Genomic DNA, 20,834 nt, shown 5'->3' with positions numbered 1-20,834 from the left:
AAAAGTATGCATATAAGGTGGACCACTAGAAGATAAATAGCATACTTTGTCTTACTTATTACTTTTTTATTTTTCATTTTGCCTAATTATCCCTGCAAATTCTTCTATCGCTCAGCTGCAATATTAGAACTAAAATTAAAATTAACTATATCATTATTCGAATCAAGGTCTAAACTCATAAAGTAATGATTCCAAAAGAATTCATTGTTACCTGCGCCCCACTGCACGCCATAATGACCCAAATATTCATCTCTTGGCTCGCTTGGAGTCAGCCATATTTTTTTCCCAAATACTTTCGTGAACTCGTTTTCGTCAAGCTTCTTTAGCATATCTATACCATCTATATTATATGAGATCCCATATTTTTGGGCAACAGCTGTGCACTCAGAATCAAAGCAAACCTGCGTAACTACACAGTCCTTCAGCTCCGTATTCTTCCTCTTATCTCCGTAAACACCTATACATACGAGAACTACTTTCTTCTTTACAAGAAGATAGGTAGATCGCGTAACTGCTGAGTCATATGACTTAAAGCCGTTTGGTACACTAACCCCAGTTCCTTGGTATTTAGTATAGCTTCCCGTTGTCAAAAGCTCGTTATAATTAGGATAATCATGTCTACCATTTGACACATAGATTTCAAACCCCTTGTCTATCAGATCCGAAATCTTAGTCTCTGTAAGATGAATTTCAGTTCCGTCAATTTTAAGTGGAGGTGCGTTATCAGGTAGACCTATAATTATATATACAAACATCAAAAACACGAATACCATAAGCACTGCAACGATACCCATCCAAGATTTCCCGGTTCTCCTTCGTGCATTGAAAAGCGACATTATAGAAGGCGTGATAATAGCAGCACCAATTGGCGCCGCCCCATGACGGAACATGCTCATGACCCTAAAGGCAATTACAGCGCTAATTAGTATTAAAACTATGTGCACTGCATACTCTCCTACGCTTAGCTTACTCGTCCTAGTCTGATTATTGGCTGGGGCATCGTACACTGGAACACCGTTCTCAAAGGTGTTCTTCATTCTAAAACGCAGCCAAATCAATATTCCAATAAACACAATTGCCAAGAACACTAGCATTCCGATAAAAACTAATTTTTCCATCTATAACCTTTTCTCAGACCTAATTATCGTCCATCAAAATTCATATCTAGTCTACCACATTTTGAAATTGTTTTACAATATTTACATACTTGTGCACGAATCAATAATGTATACAAGCTTTTCAGAGTATTTATTCTTTACACCTCTTTTCCGCTATGTTAAAATTGTATTAAGTTTAATACTTGTTTTATTCTAAAAAACGCGCATCATTTTAGCGCAAAAAACAAATTTAATTCCGTTGTTTCTGTAGTTAACTTTTTTATCGAAGTAATTCAGGAGTCCTATATTCAATATTAGGATGCATTAATCAAAGAGGTAACATCAGTAGAATCCGAAAATAAAATATTTACTTGGATTTGTGATTGTTGCAAATTAGAATTCAATGAAAAGTTAGGGATTGTTTTAGATGTATTTACCAACAGTGACTTTAATAATCTTAACTCTATTTGTCCTTACTGTAATAAAAAAATCCCTAAACCAAATGAAAAAATAAGCTTCGCTAAACCGTACTTAATCAATGAATGGGTGAAAGAACATAACGGAGATATTGACACTTTCTTTTATGATTCAAATATAATAGTTGATCGAATTTGTCGTAAATGTCACAGGAGTTATAAAGCGAAAATTTCTGAACGCTCCGAAAACGACCAATGTTGCCCATATTGTTCATTTAAAAAGACTGCAAAAGTTATAACGATCTTGAAACAACACATCCTTGGTTAATTAAAGAATTGGTCTATATTAAATAAACAAGAAATGTTTTCAGTAAGAGTTAATTCAACATATACCGCATGGTGGAAATGTCCTGTATGCACTGGAGAATATCAGCAAGTCATTAAAGAAAAATTTTACCGAGAAAATTCTTGTCCATATTGTAGGAATCAAAAAGTTTTAAAAGGATTTAACGACTTGGCAACAACTCAACAAAGTCTAATGAATGAGTGGGATTATTTGAATAACCTCCTAATAGCAAGTCCAACTGAAATCACAGAGTTGAGTAATATGTCTGTATGGTGGATATGTCAAGAAAATCCAGAACATCGTTATAAAATTCAAGTTAAAGAAAGAATGGCATACAGAAAACGAAATAAAAAGGTATGTGCGATTTGCAAAGGTTTAAGAAGAAAATTAGATTAAAGATGTAATAAAATATTAAAATCAAACAAGCTAAAAACACTCTAAAGATCATTAAATTGATATTGGAGTGTTTTTTATTGTCAAAATGTACATTTGAAAATTTCCAGTTTTCACTTTGACAAGATACATTTTTAAACCATTTTTGTTCCAAAAAAATTTTTAGTTATTTTTTGAAAACTAAAAGTTTATTTACAATTGACTTAACAAGAGCTAAACCATTGATATAACTGAATTAGAAGCATAAAGTACATTCTTTAAAAAGTGTACTTTATTTTTATTTTGTACATTATTCTGGGGTGGTATTTTGTATGTTTTCTAGTACATAACATCCTCAAATCTAAGAAATTGATTTGTACATTTTTTACTCAAGTAACAGTAGAAGGAGTGACGGTTCAATTGTACATTTTATTTAAAATATTTATGGCTATATTAATAGTATTTGAAGCATAGATAAAGTAGATACAGTGGTATAATAGTGTCAAAAGACTTTCAGGAGAAATGAGATGAGATCGCATACAGTTATTCTAGGCGCTGGTGCTACTATTGCAGCAATTCCAGATGGTGATAAAAACGGCAAAAGTTCTTCAGTTATGAATGGATTGCTAAAAAAACTAAATTTAGAAGAAATTCTTGCTGGTGTTGAATTACAGACAAAGAGCGAAAATTTAGAAGATATCTATTCAGAATTATTTGAGAGAGAAGAGTGCTCCGAAATAGTTAAAAAACTAGAAGAAAGACTCTATGATTATTTTGCTTCGTTGGAGTTACCTGATGAACCAACAATTTATGATCTTTTAATATTAAGTTTAACTAATAAAGATTGCATAGCTACGTTTAATTGGGACCCTTTACTTATACAAGCTTATGTTCGCTGTTCAAAAATTACTCTGAACCTGCCACAAATTCTTTGTTTACATGGGAATGTAGCTGTCGGTTTTTGTGAAGAACATACTGAGTTTGGAACAGTAGATTACTATTGCCCAACATGTTATAAAAAATTAAATCCAACAAAATTATTGTATCCCGTAAAAAACAAAGACTATTCTTCCGATGGATACATAAATTGGTGTTGGAAAGCATTAGATTACTTTGTCGATCATTCATATATGTTAACTATTTTTGGATACAGTGCTCCTAAGAGCGATGTAGATGCTGTTAATTTAATGAAAAAAGCATGGGGAAATATTGAAGACCGACCACTTGAAGAAGTTTCCGTAATAGATATTATAGACGAAGAGACTATGCTAAATACATGGAAAGACTTTATTCATAGCCATCATTATAGGTATTCAAATTCATTTTTTGATTCTTACTTAGCAAAATTTCCAAGAAGAACTTGTGAAACCGTATTTGCAACATTTTCATTAAATGTTCCTTCTGATGGTAGTAGAGGATTTAAAGAGAATTTTAATTGGGACATGATAAAAGAGTTTTTATCTGATATGTTAGTTGAAGAACAGGAAAATAAAGGAAAATCAAATTTAAAATCGAGATATTTAGTTTGGGGTGAAGATGTTAACAAATAATCCAATTAATCATAGTGTACTTAAATTGTCAATGGATTTCGATAATGCTTTTAAACATAAAAATATAGAGGAAATCTATAGACTAATAGAATTTGGAAAAAATATGGAAAACACTATTGATGATATTTCCAAAATTCAATTATTTTATTCTATTGGGACAGCATACGCTGATATATTTGAACTAAGTGATAACTTAGTTTTCAACATAGATACCGATTTTACAGTTCAACAAATTTATTACTTAAGAAAAGCTATAGAAATTTCAAATAACGTTGATATAAATTCTGAGAACAGTAGGTTTGTTTTCCCATTATTATGTTCACTTTACACTAATTACGCAAATTTATTAGATGCTTGTGGTAGAAAGCAGTTAGCTATTAAGATGTATTGTAAATGTATACAAATCAATCCAAGATTCACAATGGCTAGTGGTAACTTGGCTATTTGTCTAGATCATTATCGTAATTTTTTGAATGATAACGAACACCTCCACTTTATTAAAAAAATTAAAAATTTAATAGAAACAAGCATAACTGTTTCAGATCCAAACAGAGTTGATTATGCAGAAAAGCGATTTATTGAACTTTACGAACAATATCTTAATTATAAAGACTTAGATGAATGCTCTTGTAAAACCATCGATTATAATCCTAATTCACAAAAGTATCGCGAATGGTGTTGGAATAACGGGCTGTATCTTAATCCACTTAATGACTTACAAGCTGACGATATAAATAGATATGATGATAATCTTTTACTACCAAGTTTATTATTTCAATCGGATAAAGATTTAAACAAATATATTTCTATGTTTAATCAAATTAAGCAAGAATATGTTTATGCGCGTTATCTCTGTTTTAATAGCATTGAAATTGATTCGGTTCATTATGCTGATGAGAATGTTTATCTTATTGATTGTCTAGACTATGTACAATACTCTATCCGAGTTGAAGGATTAAAAGCATCTTTTAAAACACTATATTCATTATTAGATAAAGTAGCTATGTTTATAAATGAATATTATTCTTTAAAAATTAAAACTCGACAAGTAAATTTCCATTCAATTTGGAGATCAAATAGTGATTTAAATAAAATGTTGGATAAGAATATTGGTCTGTCATCTATATTTTGGATAGAGAAAGATTTTGATAATGGTGATAATTCTTTAACAGCTAATCCAAACTCAAAGCGATTGAAAATTATTAGAAATTATTTAGAGCACAGATTTACTAATATAACATTGAATATTTTTAATGGAAGTGAAGATAATGAAGATAATAATGAAACCAGACTGTATCTAACTGAATTTGAACTTCAAGAGTTTGCATTAGATTTATTAAATCTTGTAAGAGAAGTTATTTTTTCACTCAAAAATGCCATTCAAATAAGTGAAAATGAAAAACAATCTACTATAAGCAGTGAAGTTGCTTTAATTCCGATAAATTATGAAGAAGTAGATTCGGAAGATAAATTATAGCATTGAACATACAATTTATAGTCGTTATAAAAAGCAATAGCCTAAATTCATTTAACTAATCGACTTAACTAGATCTAAACCATTGATAAAACTGAATTAGAAGGATAAAGTACACTCATTAAGCAGTGTACTTTATTTTTGTTTTGTACATTATTTGTTGATTGCTTAATCAATACTACATCGCTATCAGGCAATTCAGTCTCCATTTAGTCCTCTAAAACCCATGTTGAGGCGGTAAGTTTGCTAGTCAAGGAGTAAAACGACGAAGATTAGCATTTACTTCCGCCCATGCGATAGCTGTCCGTGATTGACAAGTGCTAGCACGCAGACAGAACGGAGATAGCGAACCGCTGAGTGTGTCGCTCTGCTCGTAAAAGCTTAGAAACCTTTGAACGAAAGGGATAATGAAAGCCTTGATTGCAAGGCTTTTTGCTTTATGGTGGGTAAGTATCAGAGTGAGAAAATTTTTGGAATGAGTAGAAGTGATAGCTAGAAATTATCAGTTTCTATTTCCATTTACCCTGTGGGTACGTGTTTGTTTCCATTGACAAGGAGTTTGTGGGAATAGAAATGTACCCACCTTGTTTGAATCAAGTGAAGTGTAGTTGAAGGAAATCTGTTGAAAGCAATACTTCATTTTACCGAATAAGTAATAATTTAGGCAACTTCAAATCGATTAAAAAAAACTATTTTAAAGGTTAAGAGTAGACAAAAATTGTCCACTCTTTTTTGCAAACTCAATTTATCAATAAATGAAATGAGGGAATGTAAAATGAAATATTTTGAGGTTGAGTTAGAAAATCCTGATGAATTTTTAAAACTACAAACAGAAGATTTTGTGAAAGCTAATCGCTTGCTACTAAGGAAGATAATCCAGAGCGTTACAGTCTATGAAGAAAACTTCGTCATATCCTTTAAATCTGGCATCGAATTGGAAGTATGAGTCTCATTCCATAACTTTTATATTGAACATATCATCTTGTTGTGTTATACTATAAATTGATATAAACAAAGATGTAGGAGGAACCGAAACTATGACAGCCTCAATGCGTTTAAGATAAGCTGGCAATAAAAAAAGCAGAATCTATACCCGATGATAGGCTTTTTTGTTGTGCTTATTTATACGATATTGAGCATTCATTAGTTACGGTGAGGATATTGGTTATTTAACTATACCTTTATTTAACTATGTCTTTAATATGAATGTTTCCAAATTGTATGTATGCAGACCAAAAGCCACATTGTGGGGTTTGGCCTGCATTTTTTATTGCCTAGAATGCTATTCAAAATAGAAATTCAAGCAAAATAATATGCAGGAGATAATATAAATGGAAAAATACAACAATTGGAAACGAAAATTTTATGCAATATGGGCAGGGCAAGCAGTATCATTAATCACTAGTGCCATCCTGCAAATGGCGATTATTTTTTACCTTACAGAAAAAACAGGATCTGCGATGGTCTTGTCTATGGCTTCATTAGTAGGTTTTTTACCCTATGCGATTTTGGGACCTGCCATTGGTGTGCTAGTGGATCGTCATGATAGGAAGAAGATAATGATTGGTGCCGATTTAATTATCGCAGCAGCTGGTGCAGTGCTTGCTATTGTTGCATTCTGTATGGAGCTACCTGTCTGGATGATTATGATAGTATTGTTTATCCGTAGCATTGGAACAGCTTTTCATACCCCAGCACTCAATGCGGTTACACCACTTTTAGTACCAGAAGAACAGCTAACGAAATGCGCAGGCTATAGTCAGTCTTTGCAGTCTATAAGCTATATTGTTAGTCCGGCAGTTGCAGCACTCTTATACTCCGTTTGGGATTTAAATGCTATTATTGCCATCGACGTATTGGGTGCTGTGATTGCATCTATTACGGTAGCAATTGTACGTATACCTAAGCTGGGTAATCAAGTGCAAAGTTTAGAACCAAATTTCATAAGGGAGATGAAAGAAGGAGTTGTGGTTCTGAGACAAAACAAAGGATTGTTTGCCTTATTACTCTTAGGAACACTATATACTTTTGTTTATATGCCAATCAATGCACTATTTCCTTTAATAAGCATGGAACACTTTAATGGAACGCCTGTGCATATTTCTATTACGGAAATTTCCTTTGCATTTGGGATGCTAGCAGGAGGCTTATTATTAGGAAGATTAGGGGGCTTCGAAAAGCATGTATTACTAATAACAAGTTCATTTTTTATAATGGGGACCAGTTTAGCCGTTTCGGGAATACTTCCTCCAAATGGATTTGTAATATTCGTAGTTTGCTGTGCAATAATGGGGCTTTCGGTGCCATTTTATAGCGGTGTGCAAACAGCTCTTTTTCAGGAGAAAATTAAGCCTGAATATTTAGGACGTGTATTTTCTTTGATCGGAAGTATCATGTCACTTGCTATGCCAATTGGGTTAATTCTTTCTGGATTCTTTGCTGATAAAATCGGTGTAAATCATTGGTTTTTACTATCAGGTATTTTAATTATTGGCATTGCTATAGTTTGCCAAATGATAACTGAGGTTAGAAAATTAGATTTAAAATAAACAATATTGGAGGAATATTTATGTATCTTATTTTCATGTAACTCTTCCTGCTAAAATCGCAGGGTTTTCCCTGCATACAAGCAAATGAAAGCATGCGATTATAGACAGGAGGAAATGTTATGGAATTAATATTAAAAGCAAAAGACATTCGTGTGGAATTCAAAGGACGCGATGTTTTAGATATAAATGAATTAGAAGTATATGATTATGACCGTATTGGTTTAGTAGGAGCAAATGGTGCTGGAAAAAGCACTTTACTCAGGGTACTTTTAGGAGAATTAACTCCCCCAGGATGTAAAATGAATCGTCTGGGTGAACTTGCCTATATTCCCCAGTTGGACGAAGTAACTCTGCAGGAGGAAAAAGATTTTGCACTTGTAGGCAAGCTAGGTGTTGAGCAATTAAATATACAGACTATGAGCGGTGGTGAAGAAACAAGGCTTAAAATAGCACAGGCCTTATCGGCACAGGTTCATGGTATTTTAGCGGATGAACCTACGAGCCATTTAGACCGTGAAGGAATTGATTTTCTAATAGGACAGCTAAAATATTTTACAGGTGCACTGTTAGTTATTAGCCATGACCGCTATTTTCTTGATGAAATAGTAGATAAAATATGGGAACTGAAAGATGGCAAAATCACTGAGTATTGGGGAAACTATTCTGATTATCTTCGTCAGAAAGAGGAAGAACGTAAGAGCCAAGCTGCAGAATACGAACAATTTATTGCGGAACGTGCCCGATTGGAAAGGGCTGCGGAGGAAAAGCGAAAACAGGCTCGTAAAATAGAACAGAAGGCAAAAGGTTCTTCAAAGAAAAAAAGTACTGAAGACGGAGGGCGTTTAGCTCATCAAAAATCAATAGGAAGTAAGGAAAAAAAGATGTATAATGCTGCTAAAACCCTAGAGCACAGGATTGCGGCCTTAGGAAAAGTAGAAGCTCCGGAAGGCATTCGCAGAATTCGTTTCAGGCAAAGTAAAGCATTGGAGCTCCATAATCCATACCCTATAGTCGGTGCAGAAATTAATAAAGTATTTGGGGATAAGGCTCTGTTTGAAAATGCATCTTTTCAAATTCCGTTAGGAGCAAAAGTGGCGTTAACTGGTGGTAATGGAATCGGAAAAACAACTTTAATCCAAATGATCTTAAACCATGAAGAAGGAATTTCTATTTCGCCTAAGGCAAAAATAGGTTACTTTGCACAGAATGGTTACAAGTACAACAGTAATCAGAATGTTATGGAGTTTATGCAGAAGGATTGTGACTACAATATATCAGAAATTCGTTCAGTGCTAGCATCTATGGGGTTCAAACAGAACGATATTGGAAAAAGTTTATCTGTTTTAAGCGGTGGAGAAATTATAAAATTGTTGCTTGCTAAAATGCTCATGGGTAGATATAACATCCTAATAATGGATGAACCCAGTAACTTCCTTGACATACCAAGTTTAGAGGCTTTGGAAATACTAATGAAGGAGTACACCGGAACTATCGTGTTTATCACCCACGATAAACGATTACTCGAAAATGTAGCAGATGTAGTTTATGAAATTAGAGATAAGAAAATAAATCTGAAACATTAAATTTAAGGTAGTCGCTGGTCAGTATAGTCTGTTCTGGTTGGCGACTCCATTGTTAAAGAGTATAAAGACTTTAGATTTTATGAATATTAAAAATAGGAACAGTCAATTGAACTGCTCCTATTTTTCTGCTAAATATATTGTAGTTTTCTTATATGTATAATGATAGATTAGCGGATTCTCATCTACGGTACTTACTTCAAATATGAAGAAGTGATCGCGGTTATCTCTGGACTTTTCCTTATTGAGGACAAAGTAATTCTTACGTGAAGTCGCCATTGTTTTTAGGATATCATCAGTTAGGAAGGTCAATGGAATATTCATGTTAGAGTAGCGGTAGAAGTCACGTTCAAAATCTTGGTAGCTCTCGCTATAATAGTCCATTTGTAGGTGATTACGCTGAAACTCAAGCTGATTCATAGAGCACCTCCTCGACAAGTTCAATACTAATAATGTCTTTTAATTTCAAATTGATGTGACCTGTTGTAGTTTTTATCAAAATGAAATCTTTGGTCAGACTTGGTATTGTTCCAGTGTAGGAAACACGCTTGTTTTTTTCAATCACTTGAATGCGTGTGCGTAGCTGCCCGGCGTATACTTGACTGAGGAGTAATAATTTCTTCTCTAGTGATAAGTCAGACATGTACGTTACTTTGTTTGTATCATCAGAGAGTGCTGATGCATGTTCAGATAGGAAAAAGCCCATCCATTTTTGCATCTTTGTATCCTGGTACTCTCTTGCTGATTGAAATGGTAAATATGAACGGTCAATCATATCAAATCCTTTCTATGCAGAGGCAAGGGTATTTTTATCAAATTGAATCGTAAAACCTTGAATTCCCCCACCTGTGTAACATTCTTTAAAGCGATTGATTACCTCAGTATAGATTATCACAGATGAGCTTGTTGGCTTAATGCTAAATGTAAATTCCAATGGTAATCGGTTTTCAGATTTAGCATGTACTAGTCGTATCGATATTTCAGTTGTTTTGAGTTTTCTCTGACGAAGTTTTGAAGTTGCTGTTTCAACGATTCCATGTAAAAATCTTTCAAGCATTTCAATATCATTACATCCTTTGCTACGGATTTCTGAAAATTGTACTGTATTTTTTTCTTGTTTCATTTTAATCCCTCCAATCCACCCGCGGAATGACCACCGATAAGTTTACTGCGTTCAATATTTCTGGAACCTTCAGTTAGGACGGTTCCTTTTTGTATGGCTAAAAAACCAAACTGTTCTCTGACAACATCAATAGCTGTCTGAAGTCTATTATCTTTTTCAATTTGTTCTACATCATCAAAGAGTGATAGTAGAGTATAGCTTTCATCTACGAAGCCACTATAAGATACACCAATTTGTCTCACTGCACCAGAGGTGTATTTTTTCGGAATAATACAAGTACATGACTCACCATTGTTTTGGGGAGATTTGCGGGTTCAATTTTATTCTGAGCATTTATAGATTTTTTCATCTCAGTCCTAGAATAGCCAATATGAATAGAAACGACAGTAGTCAATACTAGGGCTACTGTTCCGTTCCACAGTATCATTTAAAAATCATTTTCACACCCTTTCGTCTATTAGTATAGAAGAAAGCTCTCAGCACACGTTGAGGCAGTATCACTGCTTGTACGAGCTTAGAAAAAAATGTTGACGAAAAAGCCTTGGTGTCAAGGATTTTTTGCTATCCTCAAAAAGATAATTTTATAATTGACAATTTGTCAGTAGAGCAGTATAATTTATAATCAGGAGGAATAAAATGCGAGATGTAAAAGATCCGGAAATTCGACGGGCTGAGATTATGGATGCTTCTATGCTCCTCTTTATGGAGAAAGGATATGCGAACACAACAACTCAGGATATAGTCGATAAGGTAAATATATCACGAGGTTTGTTATACTATCACTTTAAGAACAAAGAAGATATTCTATATTGTCTTGTGGAACGATATTCAGAGAAATTATTGAGAGATATTCATGTGATTGTCAATGATGACGACAAAACTGCTATTGAAAAAATAAGAGCCTTTATAGATGCCACAATAATCTCTACAGATAACGTTTCAGCGGAGGGAACTGAGTTACAAAAGACGGTTGATCTTAAAGAAAATCGTTATATGTTAGATAAGTTATCCCATAAGCTCATTGAAAAACTGACTATATATTTTGAGAGGATAATAAATCAAGGCATCTCAGAAAAAGTATTTTCTGTAAAATATCCATCTGAAACAGCAGAATTTCTTATGACAGCCTATGTTTTTGTTTCAAATAACATAGGTATAAAAACATCAAAGAAAGAACCTGTCAAAGATTACTTGAATGCATTTAAGATAATGCTGGAACAAAACCTAAATACAAAAGGACTCTTTAGCAATTAAAAAAAGATAGAATGTTTGTAAAGAGAACTATGTACCGATAGCTGAATCAAAACAAGCTATCGGTATTATTTCAAAATATGACTGACAAATTGTCAATAGAGGTGAAAATATGTTAGAGATAAAGAATTTTAGTAAAAGTTATGGGGATAAGAAGGTTGTGGATAACCTATCTATTTCAGTACAGCCTGGAGATATTTATGGTTTTATTGGAGCAAATGGTGCGGGAAAAACGACAACGATAAAGGCAGTTGTCGGTATCCATGATTTTGAAGACGGAAGTATAATTATCAACGGTCATTCTATTAAAGAAGAACCTGTTATTTGTAAAAAAATGATGGCGTATATCCCAGATAATCCAGATTTGTATGAACATATGACAGGACTTCAATATATTAATTTCATTGCTGACCTGTTTGAAATTCCTACAAAAATACGCAGGGAGAGAATCCAAAATTACGGTGATTTATTTGATATGACTGAGCATCTTTCGGGGATAATTTCTTCATATTCACATGGTATGAAGCAACGAACAGCCATTATTTCTGCACTTGTACATTCTCCCAAACTATTGATTTTAGATGAACCTTTTGTTGGGCTAGATCCCAAAGCAACTTTCCTACTAAAGAAAATTATGCATGAGTGTGTTTCAGATGGAGGTGCTATTTTCTTTTCAACCCATGTATTGGATGTTGCGGAAAAATTATGTAATAAGATTGCCATTATCAAAAATGGAAAGTTAGTTGCAAGTGGTAATACAGGAGATATCAAAGGTAATGAATCATTGGAAGCATTTTTCATGGAGGTGCAGGGCAATGAGTAACATTTGGATACTAATTAGAGCACAATTGATAAATTTTTTTCCCATTAACCAGATTAGAGAGACGGGAAATAAAAAACAAAGTTCAATGGCTATTGCGAGTTTTGGCATAGTAACTCTTGCCTTATTTTGCTTTTTTTATAATATCCTAACAGCTAAAACATTGGTACAAGTTGGACAACAAAACTTGATTCCGGCATATATGGTCTCTGTCTCAAGTTTTTCGATATTATTTTTGACAGTTTTTTATTCGAATGGCATTTTATTTGGCAGTCGAGATATGGAAATTCTCCAATCCTTACCTGTTAAAAGTTCGTATATTATCACCAGCAAGTTCATGTTTATGTACTTATTGAATTTTTTAATAGGCTTGATGTTTATGCTTCCGGGTGGAATTGTATGGGGCTTGAACGGAAGTTTAAACCTCCTACAGATTATATTGTATTTTACTTCTATATTTTTTGCCCCTTTGATCCCCATGTGTATAGCGGCATGCATGGGACTCGTTATTGTTGTCGCTTCATCTTTTTTTAAAAGAAAAAATGTTATCTCTCTTATTTTTTCATTTGCGATGCTAGGTATAATTGGATATTTTGCATTATCAGCTTTGCAATCAGGTGATGAAAGTAGTATTGGGGTTACTCTGGCTAAGCAAATTACTGGACTGTATCCAATTTCTAGACTATTTATGTCATACTACAATTTTCCAATGTACTATGGGATGGGATTTTATATAGTTCTTTCAATAGTCGTCTTTTATCTATTTGTCAAAATTGCTTCGTTGAAGTATGGACTACTTAATACACTTGCCAATACAAAATCAAGTTATGCTAATGACAAAGTATCTTATGAAAGAAAATCGGTATTTTTTGCCTTGTATCAAAAAGAGCTTGGACGATTTTTAAGTTCTTATATGGCAGTCTTGAATGCTGGGCTTGGAGTGATTCTTTTATGTGTCTTTAGTATATGTTTCCTGTTTAATTCTGTAGGTCAAATAGGAAATTCTGCAGGAATTGAAAATATAAATGAGTATCTTTCAAACTTAGCTCCCGTCTTTATTGCATCTATGCTTTCACTCAGTTGTCCAGCAGCTTCATCTATATCTTTAGAAGGTAAAAATATTTGGATTTTGAAAAGTTCTCCGGTTGAGATAAAAATGATTTTAAATGCTAAGATAGCTGTCAACCTTACACTTCATTTGATTGGATATATGATTTCTGTATCAGTATTTATGCTGAAACTTGATATGAATCCTATTCAAGTTATGAATCTAGTTATTGTTCCTATATGTTACTCCCTTTTTATAACGGTAATCGGAATTTCATTAAATAAAAAATATCCTAACTATGATTGGGACAGTGAGATGATAGTCGTCAAACAAAGTCTACCTGTTATTGTGACTGGAATTATTGGTATGATTGTACTTATTACGCCTATTTTTCTTAATTGGGTGTTAAATATTCCGATTACATTTGTTTTGCAGGTAGTATCAGTAGTTTTATTGGTTATTACAATGGGTGTTTATATAACAATGAGCAAGTCGAATTTTATCTAGTTAAAGGAGGAAAATAAGATGAAAAACAGACTGACAAAAGATATTTTGGTGTTGCTAGGGATGACAGTCATAATAGTTGTTATTTGTAGTTTTCTCCCAGAGGAAGTTCCTATCCATTTCAATGCAAAAGGTGTTGCAGATATGTTTGCAAATAAATATTATCTTCTACTGGCTACAGTAATTCCATACTCTGCATATTGGAAGATTGTTAGGGGGAAGGAAAATAAAAAGATTAAATGAAACCCCATCTATATTTACAGATTGCATCAAAATTAAGAACAACTATTTTAAGAGGTGATTATGTGCTTGGACAAAAAATTCCTTCGATAAGGAGTTTAGCAGAAAATGAGAAGTGTAATCCAGCAACAATCCAAAAAGCAATGAAAGTTCTCGAAGAACAGAATTTGGTTATTAGCTGTGGAACATTAGGATATTTTGTCATAGCAAGCGAGCAAGAAATAAAGGAGTTAAGATATCAAGAATCGAACAAGCTAGTGAAAATTTTGTTTGAAAATCTAGGTGAGCTAGGATTTTCGGAAGATGAGATTGTCAATTTATTTTTTTGAAAAGATGCTTAGATGAAGTTGAATGGAAATTTATTAGGATTATTTTTGAAAGTATATAAAAGCCTTGATTATAAGGCTTTTTTTGCATTTTCCAATAAAGAACTTGACATTATTAGTTACTTCCACTACAATAGAATTACATACCATCGGTATGATAGAAAGGAACAAAAATGGCAAGGAATAGAAACTCACATGAAACTAGAAAAAAAATACTAGAGGTCTCTAAAAATCTATTTTTAGAAAAAGGATTTGATAATACATCAATACAAGATATCATAGATGGATTAGGTGGATTAACAAAAGGTGTTATCTATCATCATTTTGAGTCTAAATATGATATACTGCAAACAATCATTAGCGAAAATAATCAAGAAATTTTAAATTATAATTGGAGAGGAAATACTGGATTAGAAAAGATACAAAATTCTTTGATGGACTCTTTCTCTAATTTTGAACACCAAAGGCTCGTTTACTCTGCCTCAATCATGCTAAGAAGTCCACGCTTATTGGGAGAGCAGTATCTAGGTCTATTTTCTGATTTTTTACCCGAAATTAGAGAAAAGGTTTACGAAGGAGTTGAAGATGGGTCTATTAAAACAGAATATCCAGAAGAGCTAGCAGATTTAATTGTTTTATCTCTAAATATTTGGATTGGTTTTCAAATTTCCGTTTTTTCATTAGTAGAATTAAAGCGTAAAATGAATTTCATTAAACTTACTTTTGAAGGTCTAGGGGTACAGTTAATTTCTGATGAAATGATGGAGGTGATTTTCAACTTATTTGATCGCTTAAAAAAATAGTAAATAAGTAGTCGCATGACATTCATGTTAATACTAATTTCTATTTATGTGTTATCAATTTAATAAATTATCTTACATAATTTATAGTTAAAAAATAACATACTTTAAGTGTGTTATTAAAAATCTATTATACATACCGAGGGTATGTTTGTTTTTAGTATATACATACCGATAGTATGTATGGTGCCATTGTCTGTAAAATAAGCTTATTTTTAAATATTTGTCGAGATTAGTCTGAATAGTTTATTCTTTATTTACGCTTTGGAGGAAATAATCTATGTTGTCGCTTATTAAAATTGAATTAAATAAAGTTTCTAAATCTAAATTATTTTTAGCCTGGTTGTGTACTATATTTATAGTGTTAGGTATTACAGCAATCATTATTATGGGTTTAGGTACTGACAATAAACTAGGAGAATTTACTGGACAGGATTCTAATGTTATTAGAATTACTGGTAAATGGGAAGGTTGGGCAATTGTAGCTTCATTGTTTTCATCTTTATTTACAAAAGCAGCATTTTTGATTTTCGAATCTTATTTATTATCTACGATTATTATTGATGAATTTAAACGAAGAACAATTTTTCAGTTGTTTTCTTACCCTATTTCTAAAATAAAGTTACTTTGGGGAAAAATTCTTTCAGTCATTCTAATAGCATTTATTGCCCATTTTTCTGCACATTTAGTGACTCAATTATTCATTAGATTCATGGCTGTTGTAACTGAATCTAGTTATATCCCTCTAGCTAGTCAATTAATTAACTTGGCTGGAATAACGTTTGCAACAGTACTAATAGGGTTACTACCATTTGTTTTAGGTATGATTAAACATTCAACAGCTATAACAATGCTTTCAGGACTTGGTTTAGCAGCATTACTTTCAAATGTAAGTCCAGGAAGTTTATCTAATAATATTGCTGATAACTTATTCTTTTTGATATTTGCAAGTTTCATAAGTTTAATGATTACTTCATTTTCAATTTTTAATATTTCAAGACAAGATATTAGTATCAAGTAGCATACCTAAGTTTAATTGAAGGAAAGTGATAATTCCTTAATGATTTCTATAAAAAAAGAGACTGTATAAATTAGTATTTATGCTCTGGGAGAAAAATTCTTGCATTTAAAACTGGATATAGAAAGAGAGATAGAAATGAGAAATATTGTTGAAATAAAAGAAGTTTTTAAAACAATTGATAAAGAAGAAATTTTAAGTGGTATCAACCTTCAAATTGCTGAAGGAGAAATCTATGGTTTTCTAGGACCGAATGGTGCTGGAAAAACAACGTTAATGAAATGTATGTTATCCTTATCAACAATTACATCAGGTAGTATTGAAATTTTTGGGAAAAATCTACAAGAACACAGAGAAGAAATCCTAAGTCAGATTGGAAGTATTATTGAATCACCAATTTTTTATGATAACTGCACTGCAAAAGAAATTTTGGAAATTCACGCTCAGTATATGGGGAAAACTATTACTGAATCAGATATAATAAGAGCCTTAAGAATGGTCGGATTAAAAAATACGACTAAAAAAGTAAAAGATTTTTCGTTAGGAATGAGGCAAAGGCTTGGTTTAGCTCGTGCCTTTCTAACAAAACCTAAATTGTTAATTTTAGATGAGCCAATCAATGGTTTAGATCCAATAGGAATTCAAGAAATTCGAAATCTTTTGTTGTCGCTTTCTAAGGAGCATGGAATTACAATACTAATATCGAGTCATATATTATCGGAAATTTCACAGATAGCAGATAAAATTGGTTTTATCAAAAATGGAAAAATTGTAGAACAGGTCTCTATGAAAGAGATTAGGAGAGAGAATATTGACTTAGAAGAATATTTTATGTCACATTTTCTAAATTAAATTAAGAATTATGAGGTAGATTAAGGATGAAACAATTGATAAAGAACCATCAGAAGGCTTTTTATGCTTTCATGATATTTAATATACTGGTCCCTTTAACTAATATTGCTTTTGCTTATTCTATTAAAGGTATTATTGATAGTGGCATGTCTCAAAATAAAGAAGCCTTAACTCAAGCGGTACTAGTAGGAGCTATTGTTATTCTCATATATGCAGGGCTCAACTTTATATCTCTTCGATTGAAAAATAAACTTGTTAGGCAAATCATGTCAAGATACAAAAATAAGGTGTTCCAATCTATTTTAGATAGGGATTATAGAGACTTTTCTAAAGAAAAATCAGGGAAATTTATTTCTGTATTAACCGAAAATATGAAGAAAATTGAGCAAGATTATCTACACCAGTATTTTAATATTTCAAAAAACCTTTCCTTAATGATTTTTTCGCTCCTAGCTATGTTTATAGGTAATTGGTATTTGACCTTATTGGTTATCATTGCTAGCATTATTCCAATGATGATTTCTGGATTCATTGGACAAAAATCAGCTTATCTTCAAAAGAGTGCCATGATTGCAGATCAGAAGTATTTAGCTAAGGTTAAAGATATTTTAGCAGGATTTCTTGTTATTAAAAGTTTTAATGTGAAAGATGCTATCTGTGAGGATTATAGTTATGAAAGTGAAAAATTGGATGAGATATATTTTATAAAAGGAAAATTTGATGTTTTAGCAAATGTTATTTCACAGCTTTCAGGGATGATTGTTTTTTTGGTAGCTTTTGGTGGAGGGATGTACCTCGTATTTAATGGTTCTACCACAATTGGGAGTGTGACAGCTATTGTTCAACTAGTCAATTTTGTAGTAATGCCACTAAATGAAATTGGTATGGGAATGAGTAAATTTCGTGAAGGGCAAGCAACACTTAATGCATTTGAGGTAAAAGATGTAATTGGACTTCAGACTGGTGAAACGAAAGAATATTTCGATGATGTCATTTCTTTTTCAAATATAGACTTTTCTTACCCTAATGCTGAAGAAAAAATTTTTAATCATTTATCTTTGAAGATTCAAAAAGGGGAAAAAATTGCAATTGTAGGAATGTCAGGGAGTGGAAAATCAACTTTGCTCAATCTATTGCTGCGTTTTTATGATGTAACAAGTGGACATATTTCAATTGATAATCAAGATATACAAGCTATTTCAGCAGAGAGTCTTTATAACTTGATGACGATTGTTCAGCAAGATATTTATATCTTTGATGATACTTTAAGAGCAAATATTACTCTTAATCAATCCTTCACTGATGAGGAAATAAAGAAAGCTGTACAGCAGTCAGGTTTAGAAAGTTATGTTTTAGAAAATGAATTAGGTCTACAAGCTTTATGTGGAGAGAATGGATCAAATTTATCTGGCGGACAAAAACAAAGAGTTAGTATTGCGCGCGCCTTGATTCGAAAAACACCAATCTTATTATTGGATGAGGCTACTTCATCTTTGGATAATCAAGTAACTACTGAAATTGAAAGTTCAATCTTGGATATTAAAAATTTGACTGCACTTGTAGTAACCCACAAGTTGAATGAGAACATTTTGAAAAAATACGATAGAATTCTCTTTATGAAAGATGGCGTTATTGTTGAAGATGGTTCTTTCAGTGATTTGATGGATAGGAGAGGTGAGTTTTATAAGTTGTTTGAGTTGAGTGTGTAATTCTCTTTCATTTTATAGTATAATTTTATAAAACGCTCTAAAATCATTAAATTGATATAAAAGTGTTTTTTATTGTCAAAATATACAATTGAAAAAATTTCCAGTTTTTTTAAAATCACTTTCTTAGATGACAATTTAATCAAAATATGATATAATACAGAAAAAGTAAAAATAACAAAAGTAACTTACAGAAGTAAAAGAAAAAAAGTAAATAGATAGCCACGGCGGATATTCCTTTCATCGTTTAGAAGGAGTTGCTGTGGTTATCGTTGTTGCTGAGCTAATAAATTGCTCTTATTACTTAGATGAAGTTACTTTTATTATTGAATTAATTTAAATAATAATAACGATCAATGAAAGTACTCATCGATATTCCCTTTATGCAGTTTAGAGCACAAAGGAAAATGGTACTGATTTGATCGTTTTTTTGTGTATTGACATCATAAAACACAGTCAGAACCTTCAGTCATAATAAACAAGGAGATAACATGAGATTTGTTGTATATAAACATTCGCTAATTCTAGGTGATAATAATATCGTTACAAAGCAATTGATTGCACTCAAACATGATGATGGTACATTACAATTCACTGATTTTCATAGATATGTAAAATCTGCCACAAAGATTAAATCTATTTCAGACGATGGAAACAAACGATTTTCATACGTTGTTAAGTTTTTGAATTTTATCTACGGAACAGTTGGGGTTAACAATCTTGATCAACTAACTTTAGAAATGGTCAAGGAGTTTTTTATGCTTTATGGTTTAGGACAACTTCCAGAAGATAGAAAAAATAGAAAGAAAAGTACAGTCGAAAAATGTGTAAATGCAGTTCTTGATTTTTTAACTCTATACTTGAATGAACGAAAAGGAAAGGCTAATTTGAAGCCAGAAGACCTTTATTCTATCAATACATTCACTAATAGACGAGGTAGAGTCATTAAACGGAAAGAACTGAATTTTGAGATATTTGTTGATGATAGCAACGCACAGAAGTCAATTTTTAGAGATATGCCAAACAGCGCCTTTGAAATGCTCTTTGCTCACATTGCTCAATATCACAAGGATTTACTTATGGTTGTTGCTTTGGGAGCATTTGTTGGTTTGAGACCATCAGAAGCATGTAATGTAAGACGTGAAGATAGTCCTTTGGGAGCAGGTATCTTATTTCACCAAAGTGATAATCAAGTATTTAAGATTGAGATTGATCTGCGAAAAGAAATGCCCCTTAGAAGTGATTTAAAGCCAACTGGACGAATTAAAAAGGAAAGACTTCAAGCTGTACCTTATATCTTCTTGGAGGTCTTTTTAGACACTTATAATGACTATATGAGTTATCTAGAGGGTAAAAGGTATGAGAAAGATTTTGGTCCATTAAACCTTAACAAGCAGGGTAAAGCATTATCATACGATGTGTACTATCAACGATTTCGTAAGATTATTCGCGAAGAAATGATCCCAATATTTCTTAAATCTGATGACCCAGAGGTTGTCTTTTTTGGTCAACTCTTGCAAGAAAATAATATTTCACCCCATATCTTTAGGCACTGGTACACCACTCAATTAGTGTTGTCAGGCGTTAATGAAGTTAGTGAGCTGATGTCCGCTAGAGGGGACAATTCACCAGAAAGTGCTTGGGTATATTTACAAAATAAAGGAGAAATTGCAAAACAGTATGGTCAGGTGAACAATGGTGTTTTTGATTATATGAACTGGCAAGCAGAAAAATTATTTGGTGAACACTAGAAGGAGTAGCT

The 20,834-nt window shown here is 32.5% G+C and carries 22 protein-coding genes; 17 read left to right on the top strand and 5 right to left on the bottom strand.

Going from position 1 to position 20,834, the window contains the following annotated elements; genetic code table 11:
* Positions 1–104: 104 nt before the first annotated feature.
* Complete coding sequence (locus AC4ME5_RS00960; RefSeq protein WP_491799378.1) at positions 105–1,118, bottom strand: hypothetical protein; 1,014 nt, start codon at positions 1,116–1,118, stop codon at positions 105–107.
* A 306-nt stretch (positions 1,119–1,424) separates the two neighbouring features.
* On the opposite strand from AC4ME5_RS00960, the gene AC4ME5_RS00955 reads away from it, so the two are divergent.
* From AC4ME5_RS00955 to msr(D), 7 genes are all read left to right on the top strand, one after another.
* On the top strand, positions 1,425–1,841 hold the full coding sequence (locus AC4ME5_RS00955) for a zinc-ribbon domain-containing protein (RefSeq protein ID WP_491800053.1): 417 nt from the start codon (positions 1,425–1,427) through the stop codon (positions 1,839–1,841).
* A 33-nt stretch (positions 1,842–1,874) separates the two neighbouring features.
* A complete protein-coding gene (locus AC4ME5_RS00950; protein ID WP_231076084.1) occupies positions 1,875–2,255 on the top strand; it encodes a zinc-ribbon domain-containing protein in 381 nt (126 codons plus the stop codon).
* A gap of 503 nt (positions 2,256–2,758) precedes the next feature.
* The gene (locus tag AC4ME5_RS00945) at positions 2,759–3,781 is read left to right on the top strand and encodes a hypothetical protein (RefSeq protein WP_036757376.1); all 1,023 of its coding nucleotides are present in this window, start codon (positions 2,759–2,761) and stop codon (positions 3,779–3,781) included.
* Positions 3,768–5,258, top strand: coding sequence for an LA2681 family HEPN domain-containing protein (locus AC4ME5_RS00940; protein ID WP_009664121.1), 1,491 nt, complete (start codon positions 3,768–3,770; stop codon positions 5,256–5,258). Before AC4ME5_RS00945 ends, AC4ME5_RS00940 begins: the two co-directional genes overlap by 14 nt.
* Positions 5,259–6,030: 772 nt before the next feature.
* On the top strand, positions 6,031–6,201 hold the full coding sequence (locus tag AC4ME5_RS00935; RefSeq protein ID WP_000873143.1) for a hypothetical protein: 171 nt from the start codon (positions 6,031–6,033) through the stop codon (positions 6,199–6,201).
* A gap of 385 nt (positions 6,202–6,586) precedes the next feature.
* On the top strand, positions 6,587–7,804 hold the full coding sequence (mef(A), locus tag AC4ME5_RS00930; protein ID WP_000417519.1) for a macrolide efflux MFS transporter Mef(A): 1,218 nt from the start codon (positions 6,587–6,589) through the stop codon (positions 7,802–7,804).
* A gap of 119 nt (positions 7,805–7,923) precedes the next feature.
* Positions 7,924–9,387, top strand: coding sequence for an ABC-F type ribosomal protection protein Msr(D) (gene msr(D), locus AC4ME5_RS00925; protein ID WP_000420313.1), 1,464 nt, complete (start codon positions 7,924–7,926; stop codon positions 9,385–9,387).
* A gap of 117 nt (positions 9,388–9,504) precedes the next feature.
* Here the strand turns inward: msr(D) and AC4ME5_RS00920 are convergent, their stop codons facing one another.
* From AC4ME5_RS00920 to AC4ME5_RS00905, 4 genes are read right to left on the bottom strand one after another with little or no spacing between them, the layout of a single operon-like run.
* Complete coding sequence (locus AC4ME5_RS00920) at positions 9,505–9,804, bottom strand: DUF5960 family protein (RefSeq protein WP_001072467.1); 300 nt, start codon at positions 9,802–9,804, stop codon at positions 9,505–9,507.
* Complete coding sequence (locus tag AC4ME5_RS00915; RefSeq protein ID WP_000567222.1) at positions 9,791–10,159, bottom strand: hypothetical protein; 369 nt, start codon at positions 10,157–10,159, stop codon at positions 9,791–9,793. Before AC4ME5_RS00915 ends, AC4ME5_RS00920 begins: the two co-directional genes overlap by 14 nt.
* 12 nt (positions 10,160–10,171) lie before the next feature.
* Positions 10,172–10,507 (bottom strand): DinB/UmuC family translesion DNA polymerase, encoded by a 336-nt coding sequence (locus AC4ME5_RS00910; protein ID WP_000806926.1) that lies wholly within the window; start codon positions 10,505–10,507, stop codon positions 10,172–10,174.
* Positions 10,504–10,749, bottom strand: a complete 246-nt coding sequence (locus AC4ME5_RS00905) for a hypothetical protein (protein WP_001813542.1) — start codon at positions 10,747–10,749, stop codon at positions 10,504–10,506. Before AC4ME5_RS00905 ends, AC4ME5_RS00910 begins: the two co-directional genes overlap by 4 nt.
* 394 nt (positions 10,750–11,143) lie before the next feature.
* Here AC4ME5_RS00905 and AC4ME5_RS00900 point away from each other — a divergent pair, with 394 nt between their 5' ends.
* The 10 genes from AC4ME5_RS00900 to AC4ME5_RS00855 all read left to right on the top strand — a co-directional run bounded on the left by AC4ME5_RS00900 (position 11,144) and on the right by AC4ME5_RS00855 (position 20,823).
* Entirely contained in the window at positions 11,144–11,761 is a 618-nt protein-coding gene (locus AC4ME5_RS00900; RefSeq protein WP_009664199.1) for a TetR/AcrR family transcriptional regulator, read from the top strand.
* Positions 11,762–11,870: 109 nt separating this feature from the next.
* The gene (locus AC4ME5_RS00895; RefSeq protein WP_009664098.1) at positions 11,871–12,581 is read left to right on the top strand and encodes an ABC transporter ATP-binding protein; all 711 of its coding nucleotides are present in this window, start codon (positions 11,871–11,873) and stop codon (positions 12,579–12,581) included.
* Positions 12,574–14,133 carry a permease-like membrane multi-spanning protein gene (locus AC4ME5_RS00890; protein WP_009664211.1) on the top strand — a complete coding sequence of 520 codons (1,560 nt, stop codon included), beginning with the start codon at positions 12,574–12,576 and terminating at the stop codon, positions 14,131–14,133. The genes AC4ME5_RS00895 and AC4ME5_RS00890 overlap by 8 nt, the downstream gene beginning before the upstream one ends.
* A gap of 18 nt (positions 14,134–14,151) precedes the next feature.
* Positions 14,152–14,373, top strand: a complete 222-nt coding sequence (locus AC4ME5_RS00885) for a DUF1648 domain-containing protein (RefSeq protein WP_009664127.1) — start codon at positions 14,152–14,154, stop codon at positions 14,371–14,373.
* On the top strand, positions 14,370–14,699 hold the full coding sequence (locus tag AC4ME5_RS00880; RefSeq protein WP_035620602.1) for a GntR family transcriptional regulator: 330 nt from the start codon (positions 14,370–14,372) through the stop codon (positions 14,697–14,699). The genes AC4ME5_RS00885 and AC4ME5_RS00880 overlap by 4 nt, the downstream gene beginning before the upstream one ends.
* Positions 14,700–14,869: 170 nt before the next feature.
* Positions 14,870–15,499 carry a TetR/AcrR family transcriptional regulator gene (locus AC4ME5_RS00875; protein WP_009664054.1) on the top strand — a complete coding sequence of 210 codons (630 nt, stop codon included), beginning with the start codon at positions 14,870–14,872 and terminating at the stop codon, positions 15,497–15,499.
* Between the two features lie 277 nt (positions 15,500–15,776).
* Positions 15,777–16,517 carry an ABC transporter permease gene (locus tag AC4ME5_RS00870; protein WP_009664163.1) on the top strand — a complete coding sequence of 247 codons (741 nt, stop codon included), beginning with the start codon at positions 15,777–15,779 and terminating at the stop codon, positions 16,515–16,517.
* Positions 16,518–16,652: 135 nt separating this feature from the next.
* Entirely contained in the window at positions 16,653–17,366 is a 714-nt protein-coding gene (locus AC4ME5_RS00865; RefSeq protein WP_009664206.1) for an ABC transporter ATP-binding protein, read from the top strand.
* A 26-nt stretch (positions 17,367–17,392) separates the two neighbouring features.
* Entirely contained in the window at positions 17,393–19,075 is a 1,683-nt protein-coding gene (locus AC4ME5_RS00860) for an ABC transporter ATP-binding protein (RefSeq protein ID WP_046165602.1), read from the top strand.
* Positions 19,076–19,563: 488 nt separating this feature from the next.
* The gene (locus AC4ME5_RS00855) at positions 19,564–20,823 is read left to right on the top strand and encodes a site-specific integrase (RefSeq protein WP_037600646.1); all 1,260 of its coding nucleotides are present in this window, start codon (positions 19,564–19,566) and stop codon (positions 20,821–20,823) included.
* The last annotated feature ends 11 nt before the right edge of the window (positions 20,824–20,834 follow it).

The sequence above is a fragment of the Streptococcus sp. A69 genome, assembly GCF_058556195.1.
Note: the sequence above shows the minus strand (reverse complement) of the source record. Positions and strands in the feature narration are given on the sequence as shown.